13 protein-coding genes are annotated in these 20,778 nt (G+C 70.1%); 5 read left to right on the top strand and 8 right to left on the bottom strand.

Features of this window, described 5'->3' with window-relative positions; translation table 11 throughout:
• Together K2Z83_RS04885 and K2Z83_RS04880 are read right to left on the bottom strand one after the other, a co-directional pair.
• On the bottom strand, window positions 1–1,346 hold a 1,346-nt coding region (locus K2Z83_RS04885; protein ID WP_220594038.1), incomplete at its 3' end, for a DUF5667 domain-containing protein.
• Window positions 1,347–1,349: 3 nt separating this feature from the next.
• Window positions 1,350–1,985: an RNA polymerase sigma factor gene (locus K2Z83_RS04880; RefSeq protein WP_220594037.1), complete on the bottom strand. Its 636-nt coding sequence runs from the start codon at window positions 1,983–1,985 to the stop codon at window positions 1,350–1,352.
• 525 nt (window positions 1,986–2,510) lie between these two features.
• On the opposite strand from K2Z83_RS04880, the gene ychF reads away from it, so the two are divergent.
• A complete protein-coding gene (gene ychF, locus K2Z83_RS04875) occupies window positions 2,511–3,593 on the top strand; it encodes a redox-regulated ATPase YchF (RefSeq protein ID WP_220594036.1) in 1,083 nt (360 codons plus the stop codon).
• A 55-nt stretch (window positions 3,594–3,648) separates the two neighbouring features.
• On the opposite strand, the gene K2Z83_RS04870 is transcribed toward ychF, so the two are convergent.
• Window positions 3,649–4,818 carry a diphosphomevalonate/mevalonate 3,5-bisphosphate decarboxylase family protein gene (locus K2Z83_RS04870; RefSeq protein ID WP_220594035.1) on the bottom strand — a complete coding sequence of 390 codons (1,170 nt, stop codon included), beginning with the start codon at window positions 4,816–4,818 and terminating at the stop codon, window positions 3,649–3,651.
• Between the two features lie 6 nt (window positions 4,819–4,824).
• On the bottom strand, window positions 4,825–6,267 hold the full coding sequence (guaB, locus tag K2Z83_RS04865) for an IMP dehydrogenase (RefSeq protein WP_220594034.1): 1,443 nt from the start codon (window positions 6,265–6,267) through the stop codon (window positions 4,825–4,827).
• Between the two features lie 494 nt (window positions 6,268–6,761).
• Here guaB and K2Z83_RS04860 point away from each other — a divergent pair, with 494 nt between their 5' ends.
• On the top strand, window positions 6,762–8,684 hold the full coding sequence (locus tag K2Z83_RS04860) for an N-acetylmuramoyl-L-alanine amidase (RefSeq protein WP_220594033.1): 1,923 nt from the start codon (window positions 6,762–6,764) through the stop codon (window positions 8,682–8,684).
• 52 nt (window positions 8,685–8,736) lie between these two features.
• Here the strand turns inward: K2Z83_RS04860 and K2Z83_RS04855 are convergent, their stop codons facing one another.
• Window positions 8,737–10,350 carry a DUF4129 domain-containing protein gene (locus tag K2Z83_RS04855; protein ID WP_220594032.1) on the bottom strand — a complete coding sequence of 538 codons (1,614 nt, stop codon included), beginning with the start codon at window positions 10,348–10,350 and terminating at the stop codon, window positions 8,737–8,739.
• A gap of 235 nt (window positions 10,351–10,585) precedes the next feature.
• On the opposite strand from K2Z83_RS04855, the gene K2Z83_RS04850 reads away from it, so the two are divergent.
• Window positions 10,586–11,467, top strand: coding sequence for a bifunctional 5,10-methylenetetrahydrofolate dehydrogenase/5,10-methenyltetrahydrofolate cyclohydrolase (locus K2Z83_RS04850; RefSeq protein WP_220594031.1), 882 nt, complete (start codon window positions 10,586–10,588; stop codon window positions 11,465–11,467).
• 129 nt (window positions 11,468–11,596) lie between these two features.
• Here K2Z83_RS04850 and K2Z83_RS04845 read toward each other — a convergent pair whose 3' ends face one another.
• Window positions 11,597–13,057, bottom strand: a complete 1,461-nt coding sequence (locus K2Z83_RS04845) for a PQQ-binding-like beta-propeller repeat protein (protein WP_220594030.1) — start codon at window positions 13,055–13,057, stop codon at window positions 11,597–11,599.
• A gap of 146 nt (window positions 13,058–13,203) precedes the next feature.
• Here K2Z83_RS04845 and K2Z83_RS04840 point away from each other — a divergent pair, with 146 nt between their 5' ends.
• A complete protein-coding gene (locus K2Z83_RS04840) occupies window positions 13,204–15,414 on the top strand; it encodes a xanthine dehydrogenase family protein molybdopterin-binding subunit (RefSeq protein WP_220594029.1) in 2,211 nt (736 codons plus the stop codon).
• Window positions 15,415–15,512: 98 nt separating this feature from the next.
• On the opposite strand, the gene K2Z83_RS04835 is transcribed toward K2Z83_RS04840, so the two are convergent.
• Window positions 15,513–17,852, bottom strand: a complete 2,340-nt coding sequence (locus K2Z83_RS04835) for a WD40 repeat domain-containing protein (RefSeq protein WP_220594028.1) — start codon at window positions 17,850–17,852, stop codon at window positions 15,513–15,515.
• A gap of 127 nt (window positions 17,853–17,979) precedes the next feature.
• On the opposite strand from K2Z83_RS04835, the gene K2Z83_RS04830 reads away from it, so the two are divergent.
• Window positions 17,980–18,516, top strand: coding sequence for an acyl-CoA thioesterase (locus K2Z83_RS04830; protein ID WP_255603292.1), 537 nt, complete (start codon window positions 17,980–17,982; stop codon window positions 18,514–18,516).
• A gap of 66 nt (window positions 18,517–18,582) precedes the next feature.
• On the opposite strand, the gene K2Z83_RS04825 is transcribed toward K2Z83_RS04830, so the two are convergent.
• Window positions 18,583–20,574, bottom strand: coding sequence for a hypothetical protein (locus tag K2Z83_RS04825; RefSeq protein ID WP_220594027.1), 1,992 nt, complete (start codon window positions 20,572–20,574; stop codon window positions 18,583–18,585).
• Window positions 20,575–20,778 lie beyond the last annotated feature (204 nt).

The raw sequence follows: 20,778 nt of genomic DNA, 5'->3' as shown, positions 1-20,778 counted from the left end.
GTGCTCGTCGCCGTGCTCGTCGCCGTGCTCGTCGCCGTGCTCGTCGCCGTTGGCGTGCTCGTCGCCGTGCGGGTCGCCGTCGCCGTGCGGGTCGCCGTCGCCGTGCGGGTCGCCGTCGCCGTGCGGGTCGCCGTCGCATCGGTGGGGGCGATAGCCGATGAGGTCTGGCTATTATTTGGCGCGACGATTGGCGTCGGCGGGACAGGAGATAGGCCCGCCGTCCGCGTCGGGGGGACAGTCCGCGTCGGGGGGACAGTCCGCGTCGGCGGGGCCGGGGACTCGCGCGCCACAGGCGACACATCAGGCTGGCGCAGATCAAACGTCGGCGTAGTGGTCGGCGTCAGGCTGGCAGAAGGCGCGCCCTCATCGCCAGAGACTCCAGGGCTGGGCGCCGTAAAGACCGGGAAGGTTGGGGAGGGCGTAAGGCGAGGCGAGGGCGCGCGGGTAGGGGCCGATAGGCCCGCAGGCGCGGCAGGCGTAGCGACGGGCACGGCCGTCGGCGCAGGGGTCGGCGGCGGCATCGGCGTCGCGAGCGAGAGGACGACCACCGGAGCGTCGGGGGCATCGGCGGGGAGAGTCGCCCGTAGGTCAGACACCAGCGCCGCAGCTCGCCCCAGCGCCGCAGCGTCGGGGCTCTGGGCGGCGGCGCCCTGGAGATCCATGGAGGCCCTATCGATCAGGCGGCTGAGGCGGACGAGGGCCAGGCGGCGCGCCGAGGGGCTCGCCTCCTGAAGCGCGCTGAGGGCACGGGGAAACTGCGTCTGAAGCTCGGCGACACTCTGCTGGTACTGGTCGAGGCGCGCACCGGCGCGCCCGGCGAGGGAGCTGATCTCAACAACGCGGCGCTCAACCATCGCGACCGCCTGGTCAATGCGGGAGTCGGGAGTGATCGCGAGGCGCAGGTGAGTCTCCTCAGAGAAGAGCTTCCAGGGGTAGAGCGCATCGCCGGGGAGCGTGCGGGCGGCGGCGACATCGACGCCGACGAGCGCCATCGTGCAGATCAGAAGCGTGGTGAGGGCGGCGGTGGCCATACGAGACATCCTGCGGCGGAAGAGCGCGGCGAAGAGCTGGGAGAGCGAGCGGCCGATCTGCCAGCCCGACGGGGCGGGGGGCGCGTAGGCGTCGCGGGCGATCTGCTCAATCTCACCTCGGCTGCTGGCGAGCCACTGCTCAAGAGAGGGCGGCAGCGCGGCAGACGCCTGGCGACGGATCGCCACAGCGGTGCGCAGCAGCGGCTCCAGCTCAGCCGCATAGTCGGGGTAGCGCTGGAGGCACTCATCGACGCTCGCCCCGGCGCGCATCTCAGCCAGGGCCATATCGAGGATAGATGTCAGATCAACGCGCAACGCTTAATCTCCGGTCGGGCCTTCGAGTGGGACTGATGACATATCCGCGAACGGGCCAGCAGAGGCTGCCGAGGCATCGGAGATCTGGCGCTCATCAGACTCACGGCCCATGATGCGCTGAAGGCGGTGGATGGCCCGGTGCTGAAGCGCCTTAATGGCGCCCTCGGTCCGGCGCAGCGCGCCCGCGATCTCGATATTGCTCATATCGGCGAAGAATCGGAGCGTCAACACCTGCTGCTGGTCCGCCGTCAGCTGCCCGATCGCATGCTGAAGTGCCACACGATCCGTGATCGTGCGGGCGTCGTCCTGGCTGCGCAGGTCGATCAGATTGTCCTGGCGGTCGAAGGATGTGGAGATGAGGCGGCGCCGGCGCTGGTGGCTGCTGAGGACATTTGAGGCGATGGTGTAGAGCCAGCCAAGGAAGGACTTCTCGTCACGGTACTCGAAGCGTGATATCCCGTGAATAACCTTAATAAAGACCTCCTGGGTCAGATCCTGGGCGAGCTCGTGCTCGCCGACCCGAAGGTAGATATAGCGCAGAATGAGCCTAGCGTAGAGGTTATAGATCTCGCTGATTGCGCCAGAGTCACGCGATTGTGCGCGGCCGATGAGGCTGCGGAGGTCATCAGAAGGGAGCATGCTTACGAGCACGCCTTGCGAGGCTCCCGGCGCAGATAGGCGCTACCCTTCTACAGAGTCAAACGCCGAACCCACCCAAAAAGTTTCGCACGGGCGCACAATGATCATCATATATAAGAGCAGCTGACAAACCATGTGGCAGCAGATGCTCTCACAGATAGCAACCGGCATACCAGGCGGCGAAAGATTCTTTGTGCGGATGGGTACATGGTTCATTATAGCGAAGCGGGGGAACGCCGCCAGGGGAAAATTTGGTTAAGGGGGAGGCCCGGAGGCTACAGGGCCGGGTTGCGCGGGGCGCAGGCACCGGGTATACTGGCGGATCGGGATCGCGAAGGGCGCGGAAGGGCGCGGAAAACGCGAACGCGAAGGGCGCGAAGCGTGCGTCTCGTACAGTATGCCGGGTTGGGAGAGGCGCGGAGAGGGCTTGTCCCTCTCCACACCATCCCTATTTAACCCCTTCAGGTACGCTCAGACGGTGTACTCGCCTGAAGACACTTATCGTTATGAAAGATACAGATTGTTATGAAGCTTGCGATCATTGGGCTGGCCAATAGCGGGAAGACGACCGTGTTCAACGCGCTGACCCGCGGCACGGTGGAGACGACGGCCTACTCGTCGGGCCAGCTGGAGCCGAACCTGGCGATGGTGAAGGTGCCCGACAAGCGGCTTGAGGCGCTGGCGCTGATGTTTAAGCCGCGCAAGGTCACCTACGCCGACGTGCAGTATGTGGATGTGGCAGGGATCAGCGGCGGCGGCCAGCAGGGCGGCGGGCTGCCCCCGGCGCTGCTGAACTACCTCGGCACCGCCGACGCGCTGCTGCACGTGGTGCGCGCCTTCGCCGACGAGACGGTGCCGCACCCCGAGGGTTCGGTGGATATGGCCCGCGATATCGCGACCGTCGATCTGGAGCTGATCTTCTCCGACCTGGCGATCATCGAGAAGCGGCTGACCCGGCTCACCGCCGAGATCACGAAGATGGCGACGAAGGATAAGGAGCTGCGCATCGCCGAGCGCGACCTGCTGCTGCGCCTCCAGGCGGCCCTTGAGGCCGAGACGCCCATCCGCAATGTGGAGATGAGCGATGAGGAGGAGCGCATGATCCGCGGCTACCAGTTCCTCACCGCCAAGCCGATGCTGGTGGCGCTGAATATGGGCGAGGATGCGATCGGCAGCCCGCCCACCCTGAGCTACCCCTTCCGCAACAGCGCGGTGGTGGCCCTGTGCGGCAAGATCGAGGCTGAGCTGTCCCAGCTCGATGACGCCGACACCGAGTCGTTTATGGCCGACCTGGGCATCAGCGCGCCGGCCCGCGATGTGGTGATCCAGCGCTCCTACGAGCTGCTGGGGCTGATCAGCTTCCTGACCGCCGGCGAGGACGAGGTGCGGGCCTGGCCGATCCGCCGCGACACGCCCGCCGTCGAGGCCGCCGGGACGATCCACTCCGATATCCAGAAGGGGTTTATCCGCGCCGAGACGGTGGCCTACGACGACCTGATGAGCGCGGGGGGCATGGCCGAGGCGAAGAAGGCCGGCACCGTGCGGCTTGAGGGGAAGACGTATATTGTGCTGGACGGTGACATCTGCCACTTCCGGTTTAACAAGTAGCGGGGCGTAGCGTAATGTAAAGGCGCAGCAGCGCGGCGCTGCTGCGCCCTTACTGTTACCCGCCGATCTCGGCGATGGCCTCGTCGGGGTCGATCAGAGCGGCCGGGCCGGCGATGTGGCCGCGCACCGTCTCTAGGCCCAGGCCCAGGCCGTCGATCGCCGCGACCACGGCGTCCTCGTGGTCGCGGTGGGTGATGAAGACGACGGTGGGGCCGGTGTCGGTGGAGGCGTAGACCGGCACGCCGCGGGCGCGCAGGTCGTTGCACATGCGGAAGAGGGCGATATTCTCGGGCTCCCAGCCGATCAGCTTGTTCTCGCGGCTGCCCGACATCGTCACGCCGTGCAGGCGCATGCTGTCCATCTCGGCGAGCTGGCCGACGGTGCGCCAGTCGCCGGCCCTAATCGCGCCCAGCAGCTCGATGATCTCGTCGGCGCGGCTGAGCATCCAGCTCTTGAAGAAGCTGCTCTGCGGGGCGTCGTGGTGGGCCGACTCGGTCTTCAGGCCGACCCGCGAGTCGATCGGGACGGTGATCAGGCGAGCCTGGTCGAGCTGGCCCTCGCCGTCGAGGCGCACGGCGAAGCTGTCGGCGTGGGACAGGCCGGGGTAGCTGAGCCAGAGGGCCAAGCCGCCGGCGGCGCTGCGGCAACCGGAGCCGGCCAGGAGGCGGGCGAAGCAGCTGAGGAAGCGCCGGTTGCCGGCCAGATCCGGGCCGTAGAGGGCGGCCAGGGCGGCCAGGGCCAGGGCGGCCGAAGCCGAGGCGCTGGTGCCGAGCCCCTTGCCGGGCGTGCGCGACTGGAGCACGTTGCGCGAGGTGACGCGGGCGCGGGTCCGCGCGCCGGTGAGCCCGCGCACGGCGTCGAGGGTCTGCACGATCCGGTCGAGGTCGCGCCCGGCGGCGGGTGCGCCGCCGATCGCGGCGCTGTCCTCGGCCAGGTCGGGGCTGAACTCGACGCAGGTGGTGGTGTGGGCGGCGCTGTTGTTGAGCGAGATCGAGGGCAGGTAGGCGATGCGAGAGGGCCAGTCGCTCAGGCCGTGGTACTTGAGCACGCCCTGCATGGGGAAGGCGCGGGCGGCGGCCCGCCCGCGCGGGCGCGGGTCGGGGATGGCGCGCGGGTAGGGCTCGTAGGCCACACCGTGGGCCTCCAGGGCGGCCAGGATGCGCTCGTGGCCGGCGCGCATTACGTCGATGGTGTCCTCGAAGCCGGTGGGGATGGTGGTATTCATAGCTTGTCACATCGTCACATCGTGGGGGTGGCTCTCGATCTGGCCGGCCATGGTGATGCGGATGAAGCGGGCCTCGCGGCGCAGGGTCTCGACATCCTTGGCGCCGACGTAGCCCATGCCGGCGCGCAGGCCGCCGACGAGCTGGAAGACCGTGTCGCCCAGCGGCCCCTTGTAGGCGATCATGCCCTCGATGCCCTCGGCCACCAGCTTCTTGCCCTCGCCGCCCTGGAAGTAGCGGTCGCCCGAGCCGCGCTTCATCGCGCCGATGCTGCCCATGCCGCGGTAGGTCTTGTAGCTGCGGCCCTCGTAGAGGATAGTCTCGCCGGGGCTCTCCTCGGTGCCGGCGAAGAGCGAGCCGATCATGACGCTGTGGGCGCCAGCGGCGAGGGCCTTGGGGATGTCGCCGGAGTACTTGATGCCGCCATCGGCGATCACCGGCACGCCGTGGCGCTCGGCGGCGCGGGCGCACTCCATGATGGCGGTGATCTGGGGCATGCCGGCGCCGGTGACGACGCGGGTGGTGCAGATCGAGCCGGGGCCCTGGCCGACCTTGACGCCGTCCACGCCGCGCTCGATCAGGGCGATGGTGGCGGCGGCGGTGGAGACGTTGCCGGCGATCAGCTGGACGCTGGGGTAGGCCTCGCGCACGCGCAGCACGGCGTCGAGGACGCCCTGGGAGTGGCCGTGGGCGGTGTCGATGTTGAGCACATCGGCGCCGGCGCGGATGAGGGCGCCGGCCCGCTCGATAAAGTCGCCGCCCGCGCCGATCACGGCGCCGGCCCGCAGGCGGCCCTGCTCGTCCTTGCAGGCGTTGGGGTGCTCGATCTGCTTCATGATGTCCTTGACGGTGATCATGCCGCTGAGCTTGCCGCGGGCGTTCACCACCAGGACCTTCTCGATGCGGTGCTTGTGCAGCACGGCCTTGGCCTGCTCCAGGGTGGTGCCCTCGGGCACCGTCACCAGGTTCTTGCTGGTCATCAGGTCGCTGATCGGACGGGTGCGGTCCGTCTCGAAGCGCAGGTCGCGGTTGGTGAGGATGCCGACCAGGTCGCCCTCGACGGTGCAGATCGGCACGCCGCTGATCCGGTACTCGGCCATCAGGTCGAAGGCGTCGCCGACGGTGCGGTCGGGCGCGAGGGTGATCGGGTCGGTGATCATACCGCTCTCGGAGCGCTTGACCTTGCGCACCATCTCGGCCTGCTCCTCGATCGACATGTTCTTGTGGATGAAGCCGATGCCGCCCTCGCGGGCCAGGCCGATCGCCAGGCGGTGCTCGGTGACGGTGTCCATGGCCGCGCTGACGATCGGGATGTTCAGGCGCACCTTGCGGGTCAGCCAGGTGCCCACGTCGGCCTTGGCCGGCAGCACCTGGGACTCGGCGGGCACGAGCAGCACATCGTCGAAGGTGAGGCCCTCGCGGGCGAACTTATCTTCCCACTCGATGCTCATCGGGTGTCCTCCTTGGGTCATTGCAGATTGCAGATTGCAGATTGCAAACTGCCGGCAAGCTACAAAAAACCCCCGCGCAGGCAGGCGCAGGGGGCAGCGATGTCGACTGTAGATGCTGAGATGTGGCTTTCGGAGCCATGGCGGGCGGGATGACCTCGTTCACGCATAGGCGGCCGACAGGTTCCCGGTACTATACCGTGTGGCGGGCGGATCGTCAACATGGGTGTGCAACGTCGCTGGCGGCTGAAGCCGCGTCGCGGGGGCCTGCGGCCGACCGCCCACCTTCGTGGGCGGATCCGGCGTCGGCGCAGGCCGACGCCCGGCGCAGCGCGCCCTGCCGGCGCGACGTCAGTCGCCAGCCAGGGGGGCGCGCAGGGCGTTGCACATGCCCTGGGGGTTGGGGGTTGGGGGTTCCGATCTGCTATGATACGCTCAGCACAGTCGCCTGCAATCTGCAATCTGCAATCTGCAATCTGCAATGCATAGGAGGCCCCATGGCCGACTTCCCCACCGAGGGCGCGCCGCCCTTCATCAACCGCAAGCTGAGCATCGCCGAGTGGAACAGCTACGTGGCCGGCTACGACTTCGGACGGCTGGCCCCCTCGCGGCTGGTGCTGCACCACACCGCCGTGCCGACCGAGGCCCAGTGGGCCGGGCTGAGCACCATGCGCGGCATGCAGCGCTTCTACGCCGGCAAGGGCTGGACGTCCGGCCCGCACATCTACACCGGGCCAGACGGGGTCTGGCTGGCCACGCCGATGTCGCAGATCGGCATCCACGCCGGCACCGGCAACGGCTCGCTGGCCGCCGGCTGGTACTCGATCGGGCTGGAGATGGTCGGCTCCTTCGACCACGTGCGGCCGGCCGGGGCCGTGTGGGAGCACGCGAAGGCGGTGATGGCCGGCATCTCGCGGCGCCTGCAGATCCCGCCGCGCCAGCTGATCTCCTTCCACCGCGACTACACCAACCAGAAGAGCTGCCCGGGGTGGGCGGTGACGAAGGACTGGGTCTGGGGCGAGGTGGAGGCGTACATGAGCAATGTGGCCCCGCCGCCAGCGCCGTCCCCCGGCCCGATCGGCACGCCCACCCCCAGCGACGAGGCGCTGCTGGAGGCCTTGCTCAACGAGAGCTACGGCAAGCGCTCGGGCGCCCAGGGCTACAACCCCGACTGGGCCTTCCACCAGTACGCCGTCAGCCACAGCCTGGGCATGCCGATGGGCCAGAGCACCAAGCTGATGGCCGACGGCAAGACCTACAACTACCAGCCCTTCGCCCGCGACACGCTCTACTGCGAGGTGCCGAACTGGGGCGATGTGAAGACGCTCTCCGGGCTGCTCGGCGGCAGCATCCCGCCCTCGGGCCTGGGCCGCATGCTGCTGGAGGCCACCTACGCCTCGGGCGGCGCCACCTTCCACGCCGACTGGGCCATGCACCAGTTCGCCATGACGACCAAGCTCGGCCCGCCGATCGGCAACAGCGCCCAGATCAGCGTGGACGGCAAGGCCTACGCCTACCAGGCCTTCGCCGCCGACACGCTCTACAACCTGGTGCCGAACTGGTCCGACATCAAGATGCTCAGCCAGATCGCCGCCGTCACCGACCCGGCCGGCGTCCGCCTGCGCGACGCGCTGCTGGCGGCGACCTACAAGCAGGCTGGGGCGACCTACCACCCCGACTGGGCCTTCCACCAGCTGGCCCGCGGCTTCAATATCGGCGCGCCGCTGGGCGAGGGCTCGCAGATCAAGCTGGAGCAGACCACCTACGCCATCCAGGTCTACGCGCTGGACGCGCTCTACAACGTGGTGCCGAACTGGAGCGCGGTGAAGCGGCTGCGCGACCTGGCCAGCAGCCAGGGCATGGCGGTGCTGGGCGCGGCGATGGAGGAGGCCGACGCCCCGCAGCCCGACGGCGCGTGGGAGCCGCCGACGGCGGTGGACCTGCACATCGTGCGGGCCAGCCCGCAGGCGACGGCCTGGGGCGAGCGCGGCGGCCGGGCGATCGACATGCTGGTGCTGCACGGCCTGCCCGGCGCGGCGGATGACACCCTGGCGGCGATGACGGCGCTGGGGTCACGCTTCGCCACCCACTACTACGTCGGGCTCGACGGGGCGATCACGCAGCTGGTGGACGAGGACAAGGCGGCATGGCACGCCGGGATGGCTACGCTCAGCGGCACCTGGTACAACCTGAACCGCAGCAGCATCGGCGTGGGGCTGGAGCGCCCGGCGGGCTGGCCGGCGGCCCCGGCGCAGAACACCGACGCGCAGATCCTGGCCCTGCGCTGGCTCATGCGCACCATCGACCTGCGCCACGGGATCTCGGCGGAGGGCGTGCTGCTCTGGGGGAGCCTGGCCTCCAGCGACGCGGACAGCCTCGACGGGCTGCCGCTGGATGTGCTGCGCGAGGTGCTCGCCTAGCGGCGGGCGGGCGGGAGGTGTAAGGGCGCAGCAGCGCGGCGCTGCTGCGCCCTTACGAGTCGCGGGAGCGCGGCCCGCGCAGGATGCGGCGCAGGCGCTCCCAGGGCGGGCGGGCGCGGCGGGCGTCCTCGGGCGCGGCGGGGCGCGGCGCGTAGGCCGCCGCCTCGTAGGCGTCGGTCAGCGCGGCGATGTCGTCGGCCGCCTCGGGCAGGTGGCCGCGCAGCTGGGACTCATACTCGCGGGGGGTCTGGGCGCGACGCCGGCCGATGCCGCGCCCCTCGGCGCGGCGCAGGGTCGAGAGGTAGAAGTAGCGCACCAGCTCGCCGGGCGAGAGGCCGCGCAGGCGGAAGCGGGCGCGCGGCGACGGCCCGCCGTCCGGGCCGCGCGCCCGCTCGGCCAGGGCCGCGCCGACCTGGCGGGCGTAGCGCCGTGTGCCGCTCCAGAGCGCGCTGAGCGCGGCCCAGAGCCGCGCCAGAGCCCCCGTGCGCAGCCAGTAGGCCGCGCGGCCGGCCCAGTCCTGCCGGCGGGCCACCAGCCAGATCGCGTAGCCGGCCAGGATGACTACGCAGGCCCAGAAGATGAGCGCCGGCAGCAGCGGCGGGTCGCGCACCAGATCGGGCGCGGGCGGCGCGGCAATCGGCTGCGGCACCACCGGGGACTCGCCGCCGCCGCCGCCCGCGCCGAAGCCCAGCAGCGCGAGCAGCATGGCCGGGATGCTCAGCAGCAGCCCCATCAGGGCGATCACCAGCAGCCCGATGTCGATCATGATCACGGCCAGGATGTTCAGGGCCGCCACACCGCTCCCGCGCATGGCGTCGAGCAGGCTCATGCCATAGCTGCGCGGCAGGAAGAGCGTGAGCAGGCCGACGCACAGGATCACGGCCAGGCTTGAGCGGCCCCAGCCCCGCAGCACCCCCGGCTCCACCTCGCTGCCGTCGAGGTGCCAGCGGGCGCGCAGCAGCCCCAGCCGCGCCCGGCTATACAGCGTCATCGCGCAGAGCAGGTAGATCATGCCGGCCGCGCCGCTGGACGCGCTCAGGGCCAGCGGCGGCCCGCCAATCCGGCTCACGTTCACCACCTGGGCCACCAGGCCGACCAGGATGATCACGCCGCCCCAGGCCAGCCCCGCACTGAGCCGGCTGAGGGACTGGATCTGCCGGCCCTCGGCGGCGCTGCGGAAGACATCGGTGTCGATGGTGCTGTCTGATGGGCGGCTCTCGCCGCGCGGCTCAAGCTCGTCGAGCTCGATCATCGCCCAGCGCACGAGCAGGCCCACGGCCAGGCCAGCCGCCAGGAAGACGAAGAAGATATCGTCCAGGGCCGCCAGCGGCGAGCGCAGCCAGAGCTGGCCCATCGCCGGCAGGCCCGCCAGGCCCTGGCTCAGGCTGGCCACGGCACGCATCAGCACCGCCAGAGCGAACAGCTCGGCGGCCATGTAGCTCAGCCCGCTGGCGATCAGGTCGCGGTCGCGCCGCATGCGGTAGCGGATCAGGGCCGCCTCGACGGCCACGACGAAGCTAGCTGCCACTATATAGCCCGGCCGCCAGCCCGGCAGCGCGCGCACAAGCACGCCCGACAGCACCAGCGTCAGGCTGGCGAAGAGTGCGGCGAGCAGCAGCGCCGCCGGCAGGTTGAGCCGGGGTTCCGGCTGGGTCGGGCTCGTCATGGGCATATCTACGACATAAGCAGTGACCGCATCACCATGCGATCACACCGGAGGATGAGCATTTGTGAACGATTGGGATATCGCAACATGAGGAGTGGCAAGATCACAACCAGCCGTATGCAAGGACTCAGTATATAATACCTATATCCCAGATATATGGTGGAGTTTTCCTCTAGCACGGCGGGCGATAGGCCTACCCGCCCATGGTCTAGCGTTGCACAAAAAAGGGAGTGCTATGGCAGCAGTCATTCTTGACGGGCGGGCGCTGGCCCGCGAGATGCGGGAGGATCTGAGCCTGCGCGTGGCGGCCTACGTCGCCCAACACCACCACACGCCGACCCTCGGCGTGATCCATGTCTATGGCGACCGCTCGGCTGAGCGCTATGTCCGCAGCCTGCAGATATACTGCAACCGCGTGGGCATGAACTTCAAGTACTACCTCCTGCACCACACGGCCACCCAGCGCGAGCTTGAGAGCGCCATCCACACGTTTAGCTCCGACGTCAACGTCGATGGTGTGATCATCCAGATGCCGCTGCCCGCCAAGTACGACAGCGCGGCGGCGGTCTCGCGCCTCGATCACCGCAAGGATATCGACGGCGTCCACCCGATCAATGTGGGCCTGCTCAACCAGAACAAGCCGAGCCTGACTCCCAACACGCCGACTGGCGGCATGCTGATCTTGGAGCGCTACGGGATTGAGCTCGCCGGGCGCGACGCGGTGGTGATCGGGCGCAGCGCGATCGTGGGCGGCCCGATGTCCACCATGCTGATGAATGCCGAGGCCACCGTCGAGATCTGCCACCGCGCCACGCGCAACCTGGCCGACAAGGTGCGCCGCGCCGACATTGTGGTCACGGCGGCCGGCAAGATCGGCCTGGTGACGGGCGATATGCTCAAGCCCGGGGCCACGGTGATCGACTTCGGCATCAATGTTCGCCCCGATAACACCATGTGCGGCGATGTAGACTTCGCCAGCGCGGTCGAGGTGGCCGGCGCGATCACCCCCGTCCCCGGCGGCACCGGCCCGGTGACGACGATGGTGCTGCTCAATAACGTGCTCACTGCGGCCATGGCCACCCACGTCGACACCGACGACGAGATGAGCCAGTGCTGATGCTGTATTGGGAAGATGGGCCAGCTTTGCTGGCCCATCTTCCCAATACAGCACGCATGGTGTCGCCAGCAATAACAGTGCGCATGGTGAGGGTGTGGGAGAGCAAAGCTCTCCCACACCCTCACCTCTTTACGGCCAGCGCGAGACGGTCGCCCCGCTCTCCAGGCTCACGCCGTACAGCTCATCGGCCGCAGCCCACGCCGTGCGGTTGCCCCATGCAACGCCGCGGATATAGCTGCTGCCATCGTTGACCTTCAGCTGCGTGTGGACGCTGCTCGTGCCATCCTGTAGGCTTAGCAGATCGAACCAGATCACCTCCGGGTCTCCCTGCTGCTCGATCAGCGCCAGCGCGTCGCCGGTCAGGTGGGCGGCAAATTCCCCGCTGTCATATAGGCCGTTGATCGGGTCGCTCGCCGTAAGCACGCGCGCCCAGCGCTGCTGGCCGCTCTGCGGGTCGATCAGCCAGAGCTCCAGCCGCGACGAGCCGCGGGTGCGCTGGGCCAGCACCAGCAGCGCGTCGGGCCGCGCCTCAAGCGGGCGCAGGCTGTAGTCCTCGGCGCCTAGCAGCAGGCGCACCTCGCCCCGCGCATCTACGGCATAGAGATCCTTCCCCGCGCTGAGGTAGATCGCCCCGTCGGCCAGCAGCGTGTTGTCCTCGTCGAAGCTGCGGAATGCCTCATTATACGTACGCTGCTCGCCTCCGCCCGCGCCCATCTCCACCCGCAGCAGGCAGGAGGCGCCGTTGAGCAGCCAGTAGAGCGCCCCCGCGTCGGCGTCGGCCAGGAACCGGTCGAAGTAGTGCGGCCGATCAACATAGCTGCTCTCGGCCTCCTGGCAGGTCGGCTCGATCATCCGCGCCAGCCTGCCGTCGCGCGGGTCGTAGACAAACAGCCCGGCGTCGCTGCCGCCCTTCTCCAGGCTGTCGAGGACGCCCACCATGTCGCCGACACGCACCATCTGGCGCGTGGCCTGGTTGAGGCGATGGCTCCAGAGCGGCGCGCCCGTGGCGGCGCTGAAGGACTGCAGCTCGCCGTCATCGCTCAGGGCCACCACCGCGTCGCCGAAGACCTGGAGACAGTTCAGGCAGCCGTTGTTGAAGATCTTGTCGGTCAGCGGGGCCTCCCAGATCTTGCCGCCGTCGGCGCGGCTCAGCCCGATCAGCGTGGCCCCGTCGGCGATGATGACCGACTGGTCGCCATAGGCCACCACCCAGGAGGTGCCGCCATCGCCCAGTGGCGGGCTCTCCCAGAGCACCGCGCCGGCGTCGGGGCTGAAGCGCATCAGCGTGTCGCTCTTGCGGTCGTGGTTGCGGCTGATCACCAGCAGGTCCGGCTCGCGGGTGTCGCCATCCAGGGCGATCGGCGCGCGCCAGACCAGCCGGCGGCCTGGGGCGGCCCCGCCGACGATCTGGACGGCGACGGTGGGCGTGACGGCGACCAGCACCGGCGCGGCCTGGCCGTTGGCCCGCGCCGCCAGCTCGTTCATGCCCACGCCCAGAAAGGCGGCCATGCCGGCCGCGCCGATCGCCACCCCGAGGATCAGGACAACGAGGAAGATCGTGCAGCCCACCCGCGCGCGGCTGTTTTCCATGTGCGCTCCTCTTGTGCGGTGTTGACGCGATACGCCCACACAAGGATAATACAGCATACGCAAGCGTAGCCCAGTGGCGCACCCCACTGAATCTTTCAGGATCCCTATATGGGCGCAGCAGCGCGGCGCTGCCGCGCCCCAGCACTATGAACACACTCATCGGCGCCTCGCTGCCGCGCCCCGACGCCCTGGACAAAGTCACCGGCGCGGCCCGCTACCCTGGCGACCTGGTGCGGCCCGGGATGCTGCACCTGAAGGTGGTCTTCGCCGGGCGGCCCCACGCGCGCATCCTGGAGATCGACAGCGCCGCGGCCCTCGCCGCGCCCGGTGTCGTGGCCGTCCTCACCGCCGCCGATGTGCCCCACAACGCCTACGGCCTGATCGACGCGGACCAGCCGGTGCTCTGCGCCGACGTGGTGCGCTTCGTGGGCGACAAGGTGGCCCTGGTGGTGGCCGAGAGCCGCGATGCCGCTGAGGCCGCCGCCCGCCTGGTGCGAGTGAGCTATGAGGATCTCCCTGTGGTGAGCGACCCCAGGGCCGCCCTGGAGCCCGGCGCGCCGCTCGTCCACGCCGGCCACGGCAGCAACCTGCTCTCCCACTGCCCCATCCGCAAGGGCGACGCCGCCGCCGCCCTGTCCGCCGCCGACGTCGTGCTTGAGGGCGAGTTTAGCACCTCCTGGCAGGACCACGCCTTCCTCCAGCCCGAGGCCGGCGTGGCCTACGTGGACGAGCAGGGCCGGGTGGTGATCGAGACCGCCGGCCAGTGGCTCCACGAGGACCGCCGCCAGATCGCGTCCGTCCTGGGCCTCCCCGAGGAGCAGGTGGTGGTCCGCTACGCCGCCATCGGCGGGGCCTTCGGCGGGCGCGAGGACCTCTCGGTGCAGCACCTGCTGGCCCTGGCCGCCTGGCGGCTGGGCCGGCCGGTGGCGATCGTCTGGGGCCGCGACGAGTCGATGCTGGCCCACCACAAGCGCCACCCGATGCGGGTGCGCTGCCGCTGGGGCGCGCTGCGCGATGGCCGAATCGTCGGCGTGGAGTCGGAGGTGGTGGCCGACGGCGGGGCCTACGCCTCCACCAGCGCCGAGGTGATCAAGGTGGCGGCGCTCTTCGCCAGCGGCTGCTACGAGGTGCCGAACATCAGCGCCGACGGCTACGCGGTGTACACGAACAACCTGCCCTCGGGGGCGTTTCGCGGCTTCGGCGCCCCGCAGGCCCAGCTCGCCAGCGAGGTCATGGTCACCCGGCTGGCCCACGCCCTCGGCATCGACCCGGCCGAGATGCGGCGGATCAACCTCTACCGCGAGGGCAGCATCGAGCCGACCCAGAGCCCCCTCCCGCCCGGCGTGAGCGTGCGCGCGTGTATGGAGGCGGCGCTGGGCGAGCTGCGCTCGCGATTGCAGATTGCAGATTGCAGATTGCAGATTGGAGCGGCAAGCACAGCGTCGCAGCCACAATCTGCAATCTGCAATCATCAATCTGCAATCAGGCGCGCCTGGGGCCTGGCCTGCGGGATCAAAAACCTGGGCTACTCCTTCGGCTTCCCCGAGCAGGCCACGGCCAGCGTCGCGCTGTTCGGCGGGTCGCAGGTCGAGCGGGCGGAGGTGCGCGCCGGGGCGGCCGAGGTCGGCCAGGGGGTGAGCCTCATCCTGCGCCAGATCGCCGCCGAGGGGCTGGGCCTGACCCTGGATCAGGTGGCCCTGATCAGCGACGACAGCGCCGAGGCGCCCAACGTCGGCTCGGCCTCGGCCTCGCGGCTGACGATCATGGCCGGGCGGGCGGTGCAGGACGCTGCCGCGGCCGCCCTGCGCGAGTGGCGGGCCGAGGAGCGCCCGGCCCGCGCCACGGCGCAGTACCGCCCGCCGGCGACGACAGCGCTCGACCCCGTCACCACCGCCGGGCGGCCGAACTACGCCTACGGCTACGCGGCCCAGGCCGTGGAGGTGGAGGTGGACACCCGCACCGGCCTGGTGCGCGTCCTGACGGTGATCAGCGCCCACGACGTGGGCCGAGCGATCAACCGCCAGCAGGTCGAGGGCCAGATCGAGGGCGGGGTGGCCCAGGCGCTCGGCTACGCCCTGCTTGAGCACTTCCAGATGCGCGAGGGGCAGGTGCTCACGCCGCACTTCAGCAGCTACCTGCTGCCCACCGCCCTCGACACGCCCCCCGAGATCGTGCCGATCATCCTGGAGCTGGCCGACCCCGAGGGCCCCCACGGCGCGCGCGGCGTGGCCGAGCTGCCCCTGGTGCCCTTCGCCCCCGCCGTCGCCGAGGCGATCTACAACGCCACCGGCGCCTGGGTCTGCGACCAGCCCTTCACCCCTGAGCGGGTGCTCGCCGCGATCCGGGCGCAAACGTAGGGCCGAAGCATTCAGGCTTGTCGCTATGCGACAAGCCTGAATGCTTCGGCCCTACGGCGTCCCCCACAAATGCACACGGCGTCCCCCACGAATGCACATCACACCCGCCACAAGCGCACCGTCCCATCGGACGACCCGCTGGCCAGGATGTCGCCGGCGGGGCTGTAGGCGAGGTGATCGACCGAGCCGGCGTGCCCGGCGTGCCCGCTTATCGGGCCCGGCTCGCGCCGGCGCGAGCTAGACTTCCCGCGAGCCGGGCCAGCGATCTTCCAGATCTGCACCTGGCCGGAGGCGTCCCCGCCGGCCAGGCTGCGCCCGTCGGGGGCGAAGGTCAGGCCCACCACCGCCGGCCCCGGCCCTGCCAGGGATGCGTGGAGGGCGCCGCTGGCGACCTGCCAGATCTGCACATGCCCCGTCTCCGCGCCCGTCGCCAGGGAGGCGCCGTCGTCGCTGAAGGCCAGGCTGCGCACCCGGCCGGCCACCCCGGCGATCGTCATCTGCGGGCCGGACTGCTCCCCATCGAGCACGCTCAGACGCCAGATCTGCACGGACCCGCCCTCGGCGGCCACGGCGAGGGCCTCGGCCCTCGGGCTGAAGCGCAGCACGCGCGGTCGCCCGCGCAGGCCGCGCAGCACGCGCCAGAACTGGCCGCCCTGCGCGCCGAGCTGCCAGATCTGCACCGTGCCCTCGCCGTCGCTGCTCGCCATGAGCCGCCCGCCCGGGGCGACCGTCGCGCTCTGGGTGGCCCCGTGGGTCTGGAGCAGGATCGCGCCCTCGCCGCCGCCAAGCGGGTATGATCGCACTGTGCGGTCGACCGCCGCAGTGATCAGCCGCCCGCCGTCCTCGGCGAAGGCCAGGCTGCCCACCGCGCCACGGTGGTCGATGTGATGGCTGAGCGGCGCCGCCGCCTCATACAGCTGGTGGATCGTCACCGCGCCGTCGCCGCCGCCCACCGCCAGCCGGCCGCCGTCAGGGCTGAAGGCCAGGCCAGTCACCCGGCCGCTCAGCGGGCGCAGGGCCGCCACCTCGCCGCCGTCGGCGACGCGCCAGATCAGCAGCCGGTCGTCCTCGCCGAGGGTGGCGACCTGGTCGCCCTCAGGGCTAAAGCTCACGCCGACGACCGGCCCGCTGTGGCCGCCGAGGGTGCGCCGCAGGGTGCCGTCGGACAGCTGCCAGATCCGCGTGGCCCGGTCGGCGGCCCCGCTGGCGATCAGGCTGCCATCCGGGCTGAAGGCCAGGCACTCCACCGCCCCGCCGTGCCCATCGATGCTATGCAGGAGCCGCCAGCCTCGGGCCGCCCAGATCCGCAGGCTGCGCCCGCGAGACCCGGCGGCCAGCATGTCGCCGGATGCGCTGAAGGCGAGCGCCTCGACCGCCCCGCCGTGGCCGCTGAGGGTCTGCACGAGCGTGCGGTCGAGGGTGCGCCAGATCCGCACCGTGCGGTCGGCGCCGCCGGTGGCGAGCAGGGCGCCATCCGGGCTGAAGGCGACGCTGGCGACCTGGTCGGGGTGGGCGGGGATGCTTGCCAGGAGCGGGCTGGCCAGCGACGCCACATCATCGCCGCAGCGCCAGAGCCTGACGCTGCGGTCGTCGCTGGCCGAGGCGAGGCTGCGCTCATCGGGGCTGAAGGCCAGGGCGCGGATGATGCCGCCGTGGCCGCTGATCTGGCTGCGCATGCTGCCGTCCTGAAGGTCCCAGATAAAGATCTGCGCGCCGCCGGCGATCGCCAGGAGCCGCCCGCTGGCGCTGAGCGCCGCGCGGCGGGCCGGGCAGTCGATCGACCAGAGCGGCCGAGGGTCGCCGATATCGATCAGCGCGACGCCGCCGCCAGAGACCAGCAGCGCCCGGTCGGCGGCGAGCATGATCACGCCGCGGGCGCTGCCGCGCCCAAGCCGACCCGCCTGGCCCTGGCGCTCAAGGGCGGCCAGGGCGTAGCGCCCGCGCAGGCCGAGGGCCGGGATCACCGGCGCGGCGGGCGGCTCCGGCGCAGGGGGCGGCGCAGCGGCGCGGCGCAGCGCCTCGGCGTGGTCGCGCAGGGTGGCGAGAAGCCGCTCGTAGCCGCTGTAGCCGAAGAGCTCGATCGCCGTCGCCGCCGCAAGCGCATCGGGCATGTCACAGACGCCCAGCCTCAGCGCGATCACCAGGCCGACCGGCGGTCGCCCTAGCCGCACCACGTCGATCAGCCGGGCCATATCGGCGACGGGCTGCCCATCGGGGCCAGCCGAGCGCCGGGAGAGGCAGAAGATGACCGCGTCGGCGTCGGCGACCGCCGCCCGCAGGGTGCGCAGCATACCGGGTCGCCCGGCCAGTTCGTCGGCCATGAGCCAGGGCAGCTGCCCATCGACGCGCAGCCGCTGGACGATCGCACGGGCGGCCGGCACATCCTCGGGCGCGCAGCCGATCACAACCCGAAGCGGCGCGCCTGTCCGATTCGACATGGGAACTCCTGGGGAATAGCCTGTAGCGCAGGGGCGACCTGTAGTATATCACAGCGTATCTGGCGATTTCTATAATACATATATATGTCTCGCGCATACCTCCTGAGATACAAAGGGGTTCTCCGCCATGGATATGACACTAGATGCGCCCACCGACCAGCAGCGCCGGCTCGAGATGACCGTGCTGATGACCCCTGACACCGCCAACTTCTCTGGCAACGTCCACGGCGGCCACGTGCTCAAGCTGCTCGACCAGGTGGCCTACGCCTGCGCCTCGCGCTACTCCGGCGGCTACGTCGTCACCGGCTCGGTCGACCAGGTGATCTTCCGCGAGCGCATCCATGTCGGCGAGCTGCTCACCTTCCTCGCCTCGGTGAACTATATCGGCGTCAGCTCGATGGAGGTGGGGATCCGCGTGACCGCCGAGGCGATCACGAGCCGGGTTGTGCGACATGTGATCACCTGCTACTTCACCATGATCGCCATGGACGAGCATGATCGACCGCGGCCGCTGACGCCCCTGAGGATCGAGACCACCGATCAGCGCCGGCGCTGGGCCGCCGCGCAGCTGCGCCGCGATCTGCGCCGCGAGATCGAGACGCGCAGCCTGGAGATCCGCCATCACCCCGAGGATCTCCTGCACGACCGCGACGATCACGCGTAGGGAATGCTGAATGCTGAATGCTGAATGATCCGGATCGTTCAGCATTCAGCATTCAACATTCAGCATTCACGGCATCCCGCCCCAGCGGGCGATCTGCTCGCGCCCGAGCAGGCCGAGCTGGATCTCGTAGGGCGTGCCCGCCTGGACCGGGTGGTGCTCGATCCGCGCGCGCTCGAAGTACTGCGCCGCGTAGCGCTCCCCGCTGGCCTCGTCGGCGACGGGGGCGGCCTCGGTGAGCGGCAGCCCGACCAGGTCGATCCCGCCGGCCTGCTCCCAGGCGGCCAGGAAGGGCGGGCAGAGCCGGCGGCCGGTCTCGGGGAAGATCCGGCACTCGGGCGGGGCCTCGGTCTGATAGGGCAGGCTGCGCCAGTCGAAGCCCTGGCGCTGCAGCGCCGCCTCGCCCAGCCGCGAGAGCTGGATCACGTAGGGCGTGCCGGACAGCTCGGGGAAGTGCTCGAAGCGGGCGCGCTCGAAGTACTGGACGACCCGCGGCCGCCCGCTCCCCGGCTCCGGCTCGACGATCTCCTCGGTGAGCGGGTAGCCGAAGCGGGCCAGCCCGCCGCGCGACTCCCAGAAGGCCCGGATGTCACCGCCGATGCTGTGGCCGGTCGCCGGGAAGGCCCGCCCCGGCCGCGCCGGCGGGTCGTACTCGATATACAGCGGGGCGCCGAGCTGATCCGGGTGGATGACGATCTGCCCGCCGGCGCTCGCCAGCAGGTAGCGCACCTCACCATTCCAGGCCCGCACCAGGGCCTCGCGGCAGCCGCAGGCCACGGTGATCATCGGCGCAGATTCGCCCGTGCGCCAGAGCACATCGACCCGCCGCCCCCCGCCCGCGTAGCGATGCCAGAAGACGCCATCGCTGCCATCGAGCGTGACACCCTGGAGCGACAGGCCGCCCAGCATCTCCGTCATCGTCCGGTAGGCCAGAAACGACGGCTTGCGCAGGTCGCCGCGGGCCGGGTCGAGCGGGTAGGCGCGGCGCAGCAAGCCATAGCGCGACTCGATCTCGCCGGGGCTGGTGGTCGGCCGCTCGTAGGGCGTGCCCGGCGGCGTATCGTCGCGGAAGTCGTACCAGAAGATCTTCTCAACGCTCGGGTGAGCCATCGCCAGCAGGTAGCTGCGCACCAGCAGGAAGGCCTGGGTGTCCTCATCGACGCCCAGATAGCTCTGGCTCGTCGACCAGCCCAGCTCCGTCAGCCAGATCGGCCGGGGGCCGTAGGCGCGCAGCACCGCGTCGAGCCGGCTCAGCTCCTGGCTAAAGGTGAGCGACTGGTCGCGACGCCAGGTGTCGCCCTCGGGGGTGTTGGGGCGGTAGGGGTGGATGGCGATCACATCGACGAAGCGCCAGCCGCCCAGCCGGCCGACCTGATCGAGGTAGTCGAAGTAGTCGTAGTGGCGCGGCGTGGGCGCCTCGCTCCAGATCGGGGCCAGCCCGCCCATAACGATCTTCGCATTGGGGTCGGCGGCCAGGGCGGCGGCGCGGCCGACCTCCAGGATACGCACGAAGTCGGCGACGGTGTAGAGGCCGCTCTCATAGCCCGAGGCGGCCAGGTTCGGCTCGTTCCACAGCTCCCAGTAGGTGATCTGGCCGCGGTCCCGCCCGTAGCGGGCGACCGCGCTGTACACATAGTCGCCCCAGTCGGCGATCCACTCCTCGGGGCGCGGGTTCTTGCCCTTGAACCAGGCCGGGTTATAGTCGAGCAGACCCAAGATCTGGATGCCGGCGGCGGCCTGCGCCCCGATCGCCAGGTCATAGTTATAGCGGCCGGCGTCGTCGCCGTCCCAGTCGTAGGGGCCGCCGGGGTGCTGCTGCACGCGATCCCAGAAGATCTCCTCGCGCTGCCACTGGACCCCGGCCTCGCGCATGAGCGCGACGGCCGCCGGGATCTCATCGGCGCGCACGCGGTTGCCGAGGGCGGCGACCACGCCGAAGGGGGTGCCCTTATCTTGCCAGGGCAGCCCCTGGGCCTGGGCAGGCGGAGGGAGCGTCGTGCCCGCCAGGGCGAGCAGCACGAGCACGAGCACGGCGCGGGTGAGCTGCGTGGGGTAGTGCATAGGTGAAATAGGCTATAGCGGCGGGCCGAACGGCTGAGCCAGCATTGGCGCGCCCGATCGCGCTCTGATGCGACCCTGTTCTTCGCTCTGCGCTCAACCGCTCTGCGCTCGGCTATATGTACAGACACAAGGCGGGGCAAGTGAAACTACATCGTAGCACAGCAGACCGGCACCTGCATGTGGCGTCGCAGACGATCTAGGGCT

The sequence above is a fragment of the Oscillochloris sp. ZM17-4 genome, from assembly GCF_019599295.1.
Taxonomy (GTDB): Bacteria; Chloroflexota; Chloroflexia; order Chloroflexales; family Chloroflexaceae; genus Oscillochloris.
The sequence above is the reverse complement of the archived record's forward strand: the minus strand, read 5'-3'. Positions and strand labels throughout refer to the sequence as shown.

What these genes read in the sequence shown, in the direction of transcription:
- K2Z83_RS04835 (WP_220594028.1), bottom strand. Translation starts at nt 17,852, where the DNA reads ATGTCGAATCGGACAGGCGCGCCGCTTCGGGTTGTGATCGGCTGCGCG.
- K2Z83_RS04845 (WP_220594030.1), bottom strand. Translation starts at nt 13,057, where the DNA reads ATGGAAAACAGCCGCGCGCGGGTGGGCTGCACGATCTTCCTCGTTGTC.
- K2Z83_RS04850 (WP_220594031.1), top strand. Translation starts at nt 10,586, where the DNA reads ATGGCAGCAGTCATTCTTGACGGGCGGGCGCTGGCCCGCGAGATGCGG.
- K2Z83_RS04880 (WP_220594037.1), bottom strand. Translation starts at nt 1,985, where the DNA reads ATGCTCCCTTCTGATGACCTCCGCAGCCTCATCGGCCGCGCACAATCG.
- K2Z83_RS04855 (WP_220594032.1), bottom strand. Translation starts at nt 10,350, where the DNA reads ATGACGAGCCCGACCCAGCCGGAACCCCGGCTCAACCTGCCGGCGGCG.
- K2Z83_RS04860 (WP_220594033.1), top strand. Translation starts at nt 6,762, where the DNA reads ATGGCCGACTTCCCCACCGAGGGCGCGCCGCCCTTCATCAACCGCAAG.
- guaB (WP_220594034.1), bottom strand. Translation starts at nt 6,267, where the DNA reads ATGAGCATCGAGTGGGAAGATAAGTTCGCCCGCGAGGGCCTCACCTTC.
- K2Z83_RS04825 (WP_220594027.1), bottom strand. Translation starts at nt 20,574, where the DNA reads ATGCACTACCCCACGCAGCTCACCCGCGCCGTGCTCGTGCTCGTGCTG.
- ychF (WP_220594036.1), top strand. Translation starts at nt 2,511, where the DNA reads ATGAAGCTTGCGATCATTGGGCTGGCCAATAGCGGGAAGACGACCGTG.
- K2Z83_RS04830 (WP_255603292.1), top strand. Translation starts at nt 17,980, where the DNA reads ATGGATATGACACTAGATGCGCCCACCGACCAGCAGCGCCGGCTCGAG.
- K2Z83_RS04870 (WP_220594035.1), bottom strand. Translation starts at nt 4,818, where the DNA reads ATGAATACCACCATCCCCACCGGCTTCGAGGACACCATCGACGTAATG.
- K2Z83_RS04840 (WP_220594029.1), top strand. Translation starts at nt 13,204, where the DNA reads ATGAACACACTCATCGGCGCCTCGCTGCCGCGCCCCGACGCCCTGGAC.